This window comes from Runella rosea (assembly GCF_003325355.1).
In the GTDB taxonomy this organism is placed as follows: Bacteria; Bacteroidota; Bacteroidia; order Cytophagales; family Spirosomataceae; genus Runella; species Runella rosea.
Genome location: NZ_CP030850.1, coordinates 5,794,621 through 5,806,855, shown reverse-complemented (window position 1 = coordinate 5,806,855; position 12,235 = coordinate 5,794,621). Strand labels below are relative to the sequence as shown.

Below are 12,235 nucleotides of genomic sequence, written 5' to 3'. Positions count from 1 at the left end.
CTTCTACGAATTATTTCTGCGAATTATTCTCACTAGTTGTAGGAACAACCGTATCACACCCGCCAATGACGGCCTCAAACACGCTTCCGGTAACGCCGAAACCAGGCAACAGCGCTACTGACTGACTACCTCGGTACTCTACCGTAGCGCCCGATACCTGATTCGTTGCCGTGATTCGCCCCCCTGTTTTCAACACCGTGCCGCCCGTTATCGGCTCAGTCACGCTCAACGTGGCAGGGCCACCACCGCCCGTACTCGGGCTTTCATAACACCCCAAATCAACAATGGCCAAGCCATTTGTATAAGGGCGCACGTTGCCGTCCAAATCCAGATTCAACGTACTCAAAGCATTGTCGCCCGCGTTGACAGCTGGCGAACACGCCTGCAAACGATAATCCCCCAAATTGACCGTCGGTGACAATCCCAGCGGGGTAGCCTTCACAAACAACGGATCCCGATTCACATTGCCCACGCCCGCAAATCCGCCTTGCACAATGCTGTAGCGAATACTGATGCCCGCCGTCGTTTGAGGAGCACTATTCCCCCATAAGATACTGTTTTGCAAAGTCGCCGATGAATTTGTGTTGAAAATACCGCCCGTACCGCTGCTGCTGTAATTCGACGCTATCGTACAATGCGTCAGCACGGGGGCGCTATAGTTGAGGTACAAACCTCCTCGGTTGGACACAATCAGCACATTCTCTAGCTTGGGGCTACCCGCCCGCTCCATGTATATGCCGCCTCCAAAGGTCGCTTCGTTGCCTACGATAATGCTGTTTGTAATACTTACCTCACTGCTATCTCTGAGCAAAATACCGCCACCGCCAATCGCGCGATTATTGGTAATCACACAATTAGTAATCAAACCTCGGCTCCGATTAAGCACCAAAATTCCGCCCCCTGAAGAAAGTAAGGTCGGGTTTGATAAGTCCACTCCTTGCGTAGGCACAAAATAATCAGCGTAGCCTTTCTCAACCACAAAACCATCCAAACGGGTCTGCTCATTGGTATTGCTCAATACCACTACGTGGTTGACATTGTCGCTCAAGGCCGATGTGCCGATTTCTCCGCTCAAAATCGTCTTTTGCGTGCGCCAATTCCTTTGATTCAACTCACTTTCACTACCCGCAAACCCGCCATACACCTGCACCCCCGAAGGAATCTCAAACACATCTCGGCGCAACGTACCCGGCTTATAGGTTCCTGCGGCCACCCACACTTGAATATCTTCCCCTGTCAATGCCGACGCGGCGCTCAAACCTGCCTGTAAACTTGCAAAAGCTTTGCTCCAACTGCTGCCATCCTGACCTGGGGACGTGTTTGAACTATTCACGTAAATGATTTGGCCCATATTGAGTGCCACGATAGACACCCATGCCGTGTCGGTCACGGCCGGACAACTGCCACCCGCCGCCGCTATCGTATAGGTAATAACGTAACTTTGAGGCGTAGAAGCTGCCAGATTTATTTCTCCCGTAGTAGGATTGAGCGATAGCCCAGAAGGGGTTGCACTGAAGGCTCCGCCCGTGGCTCCAGTAAGCGCGACGGTAGCCGTGCCAGTGTTGGCAAAAGGTGAGCCGACATAAGCAATGGTGGCCGAACTCACGACCGCGCCGCTGTTGGTGCCCGTCACGGTAAAATCGTCGGTATCTTCATTGACGATGGTGCCTGAATTAGTACTTATATTGCTGGTTGCCATGAGGTTGTCAGGACGCTTGGTAATGATACCTGCGTTACTGAACGTCCCTGCGGCATTGAGAATCAAGGGGGTTGACTCGATGTAGGCGCAGGATTGGTTGGTCACCGTCCCTCCCTGATTGGTGATACCCGCCCCTTCGGCGCTTTGGAGAACTATCCGGCTGTCGGTGGTATTGGTCAGCGTACCCGTATTATAGATTCCGTGCTGTTTGATTTTGCCTGCGCCACCGATGCGCATGAGTTTGTTGTTTAGGAACGTACCTGCATTGTTGATACCCGACAGCGCAACGGTGTCAGTTTGGGCAATCATAATTTCACCATTGTTGACAAAACCACCAGCGGTGTTGTTGATGCCGTTGCCAAACACAAAATCAATGTTGATTTGGCCAGTAGCGGTATTGGTGAAGCTACTGCCGCTACCTTTCTGCAAGACCGCATCCCGAAATACGGAGTCGATTTCCATCACGCCCGAGTTTTCGATGGTACCGCCGTTGTTGTGGATGCTTTTGTCACTGTTGCCCGTTTCAAAACGTCCTTTGTTGACAAACGTCCCCGAGTTATCAATCCCATAACCTCCAAAGCGGTTAAAATTGACACTGCCTTCGTTGGTCAGGTTTCCTGTATTGATGATGGGCGTACCCATGTCGGTGCCGATAAGCGTTGATTGGCTCCCTAACACCATTTTGCCCGCATTCTCGATAATGGACGTGGTAGAACTAATCGTAAAATCAGCCTGCGAATGGACATAACCTGTGCTTGTATTGGTCAGTGGCGTACCGTGTTTTGAAGAAGGGTTGGTTGTAACGGTTGTCTGAGGTCCCAAAATCAACGTATCGCTATTGACAAAATATTGGCCCAACTCCCCTATTGAGATAAAAGGTACGTTAACCTCCGCGTAAGCTGAATTTTGCAGTACAATATTCAAATTCCCCACCGTAAAGCTACCCGCCGTATGAGTGTATCGCCCTTGGTTGACAATGGGGTTTCCTCCTGAGCTGAATGTTGTAGCACACTTATTTTCAAACAGAGCATTAGGCATGTTTTGCAGCAAGCCTACCACACCGCCTATTGCAGAAATACTACAACCTGCCGTACTCTTAAATGTACCTCCGTTTTTAAATCCTACACTCTCCACACCACTAAAATTTAAAGCTCCTACCGACCCGTGGATAAATTTCCCCAAGTTGATCATCGTCCCATTTACCCCACCAATATTTCCAATTGTAAAAGTAGCCTCATTTTTAACCTCTCCTGTGGGTAAGTTATAGAAACAGGTATCATTAGAACCAGAGAAGGTCACTACATGGTAGTTCTCAAGGAGGCCGCCGTTTCTAAATATGGCTCTCAAAACCCCACCCCCTCTCAATGTTCCTCCCGCCTTGTTCCGTAGCGTCGCTCCTTGTCGGTTGATAGCCCCTCTGTCTTGTCCATCAGTTATATTCAAACTCCCCTCATTTTCCACCAATTTTTGATTATCAAAAAGTAGTGAATTATGGTTACGTATGCTCATTGTAGCTCCTGAGCGATTCTTTACCGTTTCTTGGTTGATAAATAACGTCCCCGATACCCCCCCCGTCATCGTAAACTGCCCCGAGTTATCGACTGTACCTTGGTTCAGTATGCCACCCGTCAATCCTCCACTCACCCCAAAAGTAGAACTATTGGTTATCGTGGCCGCAGGGTGGTTGAGGATGGCAGTACCAAGGCCGCCACCTACGGTAAATGTACCACTGTTGTTGAGGCTGCCGTAGTTTTCGAGGCGGTTGCCCGTTCCCCTCTGAACCGTGAAGGCACTGGTGTTGATGAGTGAAGCGCCCGTTTGGTTCACAAATCCGTCGTTATAAGACGAGTCAATCAGTACCGTTCCGTTGTTGGTAAACGTTCCTGCGTTGGTCACGCCGTCGGTATCGCTCCCCACAATTTTCAAATTGCCCGTGCTTTTAATGGTCAAACTTGCATTGGCCTCAATAGTGACCGAGCGAGCGCCTGAAGCAGCGGTCACCTCAGGGTAATTACCATTGGCAACAACGGGAATAAGCGTACGATGTCCCGTTTGTGAACCAAAAGTTGGAGCAACGGCAGGGATACCACCCCCTACCAGCCAGTTGCCAGGGGTATTCCAATCTTTAGACAAAGCACCCGTCCAAGTATAATCTCCTTGGGCAATCACAAACGTAAACGGCACCACATAGCTACACCCACCTTGAGACGTGATTTTGGCGTACAACGTTTGTGTACCTGCGGGCAAACCCGAAGGCACAAACGTATTGGGAGTCGTAAAAGTCCCCGCCGAGGTAGTCGCGGCCGCATCGGTAAAAATGCCATCGATAACACCATCGTAACTGCCGCCGTAGGTAAAAATTGGCGTAGGGGTGTTGTTAACGATGAGTGATGAGTTGGTTGCGTTGGTTACAGTACCTGTTAGCGAGCCGTATTTTAGTACGCCGTTGTTGGTGAAAGTACCACTGTTTTCGAGGCTGTTAGCCACTTGTATTAAGCCCCCATTGGTGATGGTTCGGGAGGCATTGCTTTGAAAAATACCCGACGCTACAATGAGTTTGCCACAAGCATTGTTATTGATTGTTCCGTCGTTTATAATTCCATACGTTCCCACACTTGCCGTAGCTCCGATGGTGATTTTAGCGGCATTGTTAAAAATACAATCTGCGTCATTCTGCAAACCTACAAATGTTGACCTATCAATCTTGATTTCTCCTCCCGTATTGTTGTTGAAAGTAGAACCACCTGAATTTGATAACCCTGCACTACTTAATGCCGTAGTGCCAATACTAATTTTACCCGCATTCGTAAAAGTACCTGGTGGATACATCGATAAATTACCATTAGCATTTATTAAACCAAACGCCGTTGTATTGTTAATGGTAATTTCTCCACCCGCATTGTTAATAAAAATAGCCCTATTCTCAAGGCCAAGGGTGAGAGGAGGAGTAGTAGTTCCAATAGAAATTTTGGCGGCATTGGTAAAAGTACCCCCTACCGCATTGTATAAGCCACTACTACTACTTCTATTAATCGTTATCTCTCCCCCTGTATTATTGTTAAAAGTGGCTTGGTTGCCAAGCCCCACGGATCCTACGCTTGCGCTTGCCCCAATGGTCATTTTGCCTGCGTTGGCAAAAATACCTCCTGTGGCATTAACTACCCCCTGGCTGGTTGCACGGTCAATGGCTATTTCTGCGCCACTATTGTTATTGAAAGTACCTATACTTAGAATGCCGAAATCACCTACGCTACCCGTATTCCCCAGAATAAGTTGTCCGTTGTTGTGAATTGTCCCTGCATTGTACAAACCACTACTAACAAAACCTACCAACCTTGACCCATTGATAGTCAAACCCTTAGTAGCAGCAATGGTTAACACTGCCCCCGCTTGCACCTCCACCGATTTAGCTACCGCAGCGGTGTTGATGGTGGGTTTGTTGGTCGTATTCGGAATCACTACATCGTTGGTGGCCGTGGGTACGCTCGAAGGTGACCAGTTGCAGGCCGTGTTCCAATCGGTATCCACTAAGCCTGTCCATGTAAGCGTGCCCGTTGGGTTTGAGCCTCCTCCTGTACCGATGGTCAGGGTGGCCGTCGTAGAGGTTGACGTCGCCCCGCCTGTGCTGCTCGCTACGCAGCGGTATTGGTAACCGTCTAAGCCCGTCACATTGCTAATATTGAGGGTAGCGGTGGTTGTGTTGGAATAAGGTTCAGCGGCGGGGACGTTGTTCCAGCCACTTCCCGTATTGAGCTGCCATTGGTAACTTGCCGCGTTGGCTATTACGACCGTAAATGTAGCCAAGCTCCCCAGGCACACCGTTTGGTCAATTGGCTGCGTAGTGAAAGTAGAAGCAGTAGTCACCTCAAACGTAAAGGGTACAATTTGCGGACAACTACCGCCCATACGGGTAATTTTGGCATAGAGCGTTTGCGAACCAACCAGCAAGCCAAAGTGCGTAAAGGTATTGCTCGCCTGATTGTAATCTCCTGCCAAAGCCGTAGCGGCATCATCTTTATAAATCCCCGATACGGTCAGGTCGTTGGAGGCTCCAAATTCAAAAATGCCGGTTGACAGAGCATTGTTGAAGATTCTGATTTTGTTGTTGGTATAAGAAGCCGAGCCTCCGCCAATGTAAATAATGCCATTGTTGATAAAATCTGCCGCAGGGCCATTGAGATTAGCAGCAGCACTGAAAAAACCTTCGTTAATGATTTGTCCGCCGTTGTTATACACTTCTCCTGCGAGAAGGCTTACCACCCCACAAGGGTAATTGTGGAACGTTCCCGCGTATTTTTCTATCTGGCCGCCCAAGGTCATCTTTCCATGATTTTGTACACTTTCAGGAGAGGCACTACCTGACAAAAAGATGGAACCCGAGAACCCTGCAGCGCCAATTGTACCACCGACCTGGTTTAGCAATACTGAATTGCCTTCTACTCGAATACCATAAAAACCTATAGTGGCGGCTGACAGGGTAGCCCCTGAGTTATTGTTAAACTGCCCGTCCCCAGACAACTGCATCGCATTTGCGGTATTGGAAGTGATCTGGTTAACGGTAATGGTTCCGTTGTTTTCGACCGTCCCTAAAACAATCAGCCTAACATCATCCCCAATGCCCGCAATGGTCAACTCCTTACTGGCATTGACGGTAAGCGTTGCACCTGCTTCTACGTTCAAGGTTTGAATGGAGACGTTGGTGTTCAGCACCGGATAATGCGCCAAACTTCCTGGAATCGTTACGTTATCGGTATTGGTAGGTACCACATTGGTAGACCAGTTGGAAGGTGTGTTCCAATCATGGGCAAAACCCGCAGTTCCGCCCACCCACGTAACGGTAGCTACGGCTACTGGAAGATGTTTGTTTGGGGTTAATGTGGGTGTGGCGATGACGGATAAAATCCCTAAGTACATCAGCCCCATAACGTTTAGTAAATGTCTATAAAATACCATAATTGCAAGGTTTAAGAAAAGGAAATAAAACTAGGATAAAGAAAATTGAGCTTCGGGTGCAGGAGCAGGGCGATTGGATTGTTCTGGCTCGGTATGGTCGGTTTTGTGCCAATGCATCGGGGCCAAAAAATATTCGCCGTAGGCTTTAAAACCCGCACTGAGGTGCAGAAACAAATAGCGAAAAGTATCCCAAAAGATGCCCAAAACGGATTGTTTTATGCCAAGTTGGCGGTAGGTTTTGAAGTTAATCACCCACGAACACCCCAAATTAAAGGCCAACAATAGCCATAAACTGATGCTCATTACCGTTGTTGTGGCATACGACAAATCACTCATTATCATGAAGATGGGTATGTAAATATTGAAAAATGGAGTAAGGGCCGAACTAATCATTGGCAACCAAAAGCTTGACCAACCTTCGAGACCAAAACCACGACTGAGGAGCGTGCGTCGTAAATGTACCAGTTGAGTGATGAACAGTCCCTTGTTCCAACGCGTCCGCTGATTAATCCAGTTAGTAGCCGAATCAGGGCAAGTTTCAGTCGTTAGACTTTCCAAAAGCTGGAGTTTTACGCTCTGCTCAATGAGCCGCACGCTCAAATCCGCATCTTCCGTCACGTTGAAGGGATCCCAGGCACCCGCTTTTTCTAAAGCAATTTTGGACAAAAAGAAGGAATTACCGCCCAACCCAAAAGGCAAACCCTGCGCCGACAACGCTCGCATGTGGCGCTCGTACCATTCGTAATATTCGCCCGCAAAATGACGACTTATCCAGCTTGACGAACGGTTGGAAATGCTGATTTTGGCCTGAAAACAAGTCGTTTCTTTCGCCCCAACCAAGGCCAATGCCGCTTTTCTGAGCTGACTGGGTTCAGGGCGGCTTTCAGCATCGTACACCGTAATATATTCTCCAGTCGCAATGGGTAAGGCGTGCAAAAGCGCCCGACCTTTGGTGTAAGGGGGAAGCGCTGGAATCAACAACACTTTAAAAAAATCGGGTAACGTAAGGGTGCGAAGGCTACGACGGGTCAGCTGGTCGGTTTCTTCCACCACAATGATGACTTGCATCAAATATTGGGGATAGTCGAGCGCTTCGATAGACCGCAACGTGGCATGAATGACTTCGTCCTCGTTTTTGAGCGGTACCAAAATGGAAAAACTCGGCCACGAGGGCAATTGGCCCGTGATGGCGCTATCCGTTGTTGGCTTCGTAAAAAAATTATTGCTGATGCGAAAGCTCAACAAAAGCACATAGTTTAGAAAACCTACACCGAAAAGGGCTAATCCTATGGTAATCGGGTAATAAATTCCCACAACTAAAAGCCCAATCCAACCCAAAAAGGCGAAAATCCGCGTGGGCCACTGAATCCGATAAAGGGCTGATTTGGTACCAAGATGCCCAAGTTGCGTTCGGGCAAATGAATCCATCGTTGAGTAATTTTTCTTCATATTTTTTTTGAAGAGTTTCGTAAGTGTTTCAAATATTCAGAGGGGGCGTACAGGTCTTTTCTTGGCCGTTTTAGTTTCTTTAGACCAAAAAATAAACCCATCACAACTCCGAGAAAAACGGTCCCTATTATCATTTACCAAAAGTATTTAAGCGTTGTTCTTCAAAATTACGGCCTGCTCTCCCAGCTCGTTAGCATCGACGGGCCAATGGTTTACTGGAGTGTTAAAATTCCCCAAAACGCCGTACTCTTTCTTTTGTATCAACCCTTCCTAAATTAATTAAACAACTGATTATCAAAATATTACACAACTTTCCATCTTGTCTTTACCAGCAAAATCAAGGAGGACCAAATACTTAAGGAGTAAAGTGTACGGGAAGTGTAAAATGAAGCTGCCCCGTCAAAGGCAGCGCAAGGGGTTTAAGTTTTGAACGCGAAACGCGACCTACCGCGTCGATGATGGACTGCTCAAAATCGCGCCCCAAAGATTGGTCAAACGAAAGAACGTTTATCCTTCCATTTGAATCAATGCCAAGATTCACGAACATTTTTCCCGCAATGTTGTAGGCTTTTCCCCGGGCAGGATACGCAATACGCGCCATCAGCGCTTGCGAAAATTGTCGTAACCAAGTCTTATTGGGAGAAATATCGGCGGCATCAGCGTCGGGATTGATGCGGGATGCGGGCAAAGCATCATGGGCTGTAAAAGCGATGATGCCGTCGGAAGGGAGAGCGGAATATTTAAGCGATTTTACTTCTTGAGAATAGGCGGACAGGCAGAAGCTAACTCCTGCAACAATGCCCAAAATGGACTTTTTCATAAGCGAGAACCGATGAGTTTAAGATTACTCAAAGGTCGGTAAGCGCATCAGACGAGCGTTAGCACGGATGTTCTACTCTTTTACTCTTATGTTTCACCGCTCAAAAAATCATTTACTCTCATGTTCCAAGCCTTTACTCTTATGTTCCATTCACTGACTATCAATATATTAACAAAAAAGCCGCTCAATCTTCCGATGAAGACCGAGCGGCTTTCCATACTAACTCCGTATTTGGGCCGAGTCAGACTTCCGAGCTTCGGATATAGTCGGACGGGGACACCCCAAATTGTTCCTGAAATGATTTTGAAAAGTAAGGCAAGCTCTCAAAACCAACCCGATATGCAATATCCGACACCGTACCCACCCGCTGCCGTAGCAATTGGCCCGCCCGCTGCAACCGTATTTTTCGGATAAATTCGGTCGTTGAAGATTCCGTGAGGGCCTTCAGTTTGCGGTGTAAATGGGTGCGGCTCATGCTCATCTCCTTACAGAATTGTTCAACATCAAAACGGCTGTCACCCAAGTGTTCCTCAACAACGGCCCGGGCTTTCTCCAAAAACTGTTCATCAATAGAAAGCACTGCCTCCTCCGCGGGGATGGGGTTAATTTCCAGCATCTGTTGGAGGTATTTCAGGCGCAGGGTTTGCCTTTGCGTCAACAGGTTCTGTAGTCGTATTTCCAGTTCATCTCGGTTAAAGGGTTTTGAAAGATAGTCATCCGCCCCCAATTTTAGGCCTTCAAGGCGGTCGTCGAGGGTGGCTTTGGCGGTGAGCATCACCACCGGAATATGGTTAGTACGAATATCGGTCTTCAGAAGTTGGCAGAAAGCCAGACCGTCGAGGCGAGGCATCATCAAATCACACACCACCGCGTCGGGAATGTGCTCAAAAGCTTTGGTCAGTCCATCTTCTCCGTCTACGGCTTCCACGATTTGATAGCGCTGCTCAAAAATGCTCCGCACGTAGGCTCGCAGGTCGGGGTTGTCTTCCACAATGAGCAAAATGGGCCTTCCTGAGTGATTGACCAATCCGTCCATAAAAGCAGAAGAGTCTCCATCTCCGTTCGCCAGTATCGCCTCATGCCTGTCGGTGGCGGAAAGAAACATTCCAGCCCCAGAATGGGGAACGATAACATTTTCTTTGGGTTGACGTAAGTCCACAGAAGCAGCCTCTAAAGGCAAAATGACCACAAAAGTGGTTCCTTTTCCTGGTTCGCTTTCCACCGAAATCTGCCCATTCAGTACCTCGACAAGCTCTTTGACCAACGCCAATCCGATGCCAGTGCCTTCGTAATTACGCTGATTATCGGTTTGGACTTGGTAAAATCGGTCAAAAATACGCGGAAGTCGCTCGGCTTCCATCCCAATCCCATAATCGCGAACTTGCAGAGAAACAGAGTTGATGGTATAATCAATGGAGACTACGATGCGTCCATTGACGGGGGTAAATTTAAAGGCATTGGACAGCAGATTGGTCAGGATTTTCTCTACTTTGTCGGCGTCGAAAGAGGCTCGAAAACTTGCGTAGTTTTGTGAGTAATGAAAAAAGATTTCTCGGTTTTGCGCCAATGACTCATACGAAGCTAACAATTGCTGCATAAAAACGGCCATATCGCTTTCGACCGTTTCTACTTTGAGCTGTTTAGCTTCCAACTTCGACAAGTCGAGGAGTTGATTAATCAGCGTTTGCAACCGATTTATATTCCGCTCCATAGCGGGAATGATTTTTTCGGTGGGATATTTTTTACGTAGATCGGCCACGGGCCCCACCAACAACGTGAGCGGCGTGCGAAACTCATGCGAAATATTGGTAAAAAACCGAGTTTTTACGGCATCCAATTCATGGAGTTTTTCGGCCTCCATCTTTTCTTCATACAACGCCTTCTGGGTTGATAAACGCTCCTGCTCCGTGGCTTGGATGATTTTCCCCAACACCAGCGAGAGCGCCAAAATTTCCAAAAAGTTGGTTAGGTAAATCATGGGGTAAATCCAATCGTAATTAATGTACCCCAACGCCCTTAAATTCAAGAAGATAAACGGCACCAAGGTCAAAAAGCAAGGAATCAGTAAGTAGCCATTTATTGAAATACCCTTAACGAAGGCGTAAGAACACATGCCTATCAAAAATGCCTCGGTAAACAGAAAGAGGTAATTATTGAAAATAAGCAGGTACATTTTGGGGACAAAAGCATAGGCTCCAATTTGCAAAGCGCTCCCCGCAATGATAAGAAAAAATACCCAACGGAGTCGGGGAAAGTTCTTTTTTACGTTTAATAAAGAATAAATAAAAAGGGTGTAAGTGGCGGGCATCAGCTCATAAAAAGTGGCATTGAGAAAGCCCGCAACTTGGGGATTTTCGTCAAAAAGATTGCCCACCACCCCAAACGAACCCATGACCGAAATGGTCACAATAACGGTATGGAACGTGTACCATCGAAACGACGTATTGCGGATATAACGCGCCAAAATAATGTTGTAAAGTACCCGCAACAACTGAATCCCAATCACCAGCCAGACCATGGCCAAAATCCCGGGCATGGTATCAATATAGGACTGATGCGTCATGAGCGTTAACTGAGCGTTGATGGATTCGCTGGATTTCAGCCGAACATAGTACGTCTGAATTTTTTGTTGGGGCAACACCCCCGCTTTGTAGATCGGAAAAAGGCCCGTGTACACTTTTTCTTTGGCCGACGCCAACAGCCCGCCTTTCAAACATCGAAAGGTTCCGTCTTGTTGGGGAATGTAAATATCAACATTGTCGCTAAGGCCGTCGCTCCACAAAAAATACCAGTTGTTTTGGTTGAATTTACTTTGGTTGTCCACTCTAAATCGAAACCAAAACACGTTGGATGAAAAAGAAAAACGGAATGTATTACCTTGATTAAGCTGAAATTGTTGCTTTTGTATTTGCTCAAAAGACAGCGTGCCTAGTTTATCCTGAAAGACAGCGGAAGATTCACACACATTCACCGCTGCCAAACTATCGGTAATTACTATTGGCCGTTGAGCGCGTGCTGAAATACAGAAATAGAAGGGAAAAAGAAAAAGGTAAAACTTAGCACTCATCCATTTTTTAAGTTAAGAAATCTGACGAATGTACGTCAAACATCGCCTAAAACGATTTTATGGAACACAAAAAAACACGGGCAATGTACGACGCTTTTACGGTCTATTGGTCTCCTATTCACATAAACCCATTGACAATCTCTTCTGTTTTGAAGAATGATAAGCGTAGCTCGTGTTTATGGGAGAAACATTGGCCCAAATTTCAAAAAATAAGCGCTAAGCAGTTTATACCTGCTTAGCGCCCAAA

At 47.3% G+C, this 12,235-nt stretch carries 4 protein-coding genes; all 4 read right to left on the bottom strand.

Annotation, left to right across the window (positions count from 1 at the left end; genetic code table 11):
• Positions 1-10: 10 nt before the first annotated feature.
• The 4 genes from DR864_RS23925 to DR864_RS23910 all read right to left on the bottom strand — a co-directional run bounded on the left by DR864_RS23925 (position 11) and on the right by DR864_RS23910 (position 11,988).
• Positions 11-6,652, bottom strand: a complete 6,642-nt coding sequence (locus tag DR864_RS23925; RefSeq protein ID WP_162794091.1) for a DUF8693 domain-containing protein — start codon at positions 6,650-6,652, stop codon at positions 11-13.
• Positions 6,653-6,682: 30 nt separating this feature from the next.
• Positions 6,683-8,101 (bottom strand): glycosyltransferase, encoded by a 1,419-nt coding sequence (locus DR864_RS23920; RefSeq protein WP_114069327.1) that lies wholly within the window; start codon positions 8,099-8,101, stop codon positions 6,683-6,685.
• A gap of 355 nt (positions 8,102-8,456) precedes the next feature.
• Entirely contained in the window at positions 8,457-8,921 is a 465-nt protein-coding gene (locus tag DR864_RS23915; RefSeq protein WP_114069326.1) for an energy transducer TonB, read from the bottom strand.
• Positions 8,922-9,162: 241 nt separating this feature from the next.
• Positions 9,163-11,988, bottom strand: coding sequence for an ATP-binding protein (locus tag DR864_RS23910; RefSeq protein ID WP_114069325.1), 2,826 nt, complete (start codon positions 11,986-11,988; stop codon positions 9,163-9,165).
• Positions 11,989-12,235: the final 247 nt, after the last annotated feature.

What these genes read in the sequence shown, in the direction of transcription:
- DR864_RS23925 (WP_162794091.1), bottom strand. Translation starts at nt 6,652, where the DNA reads ATGGTATTTTATAGACATTTACTAAACGTTATGGGGCTGATGTACTTA.
- DR864_RS23920 (WP_114069327.1), bottom strand. Translation starts at nt 8,101, where the DNA reads ATGAAGAAAAATTACTCAACGATGGATTCATTTGCCCGAACGCAACTT.
- DR864_RS23915 (WP_114069326.1), bottom strand. Translation starts at nt 8,921, where the DNA reads ATGAAAAAGTCCATTTTGGGCATTGTTGCAGGAGTTAGCTTCTGCCTG.
- DR864_RS23910 (WP_114069325.1), bottom strand. Translation starts at nt 11,988, where the DNA reads ATGAGTGCTAAGTTTTACCTTTTTCTTTTTCCCTTCTATTTCTGTATT.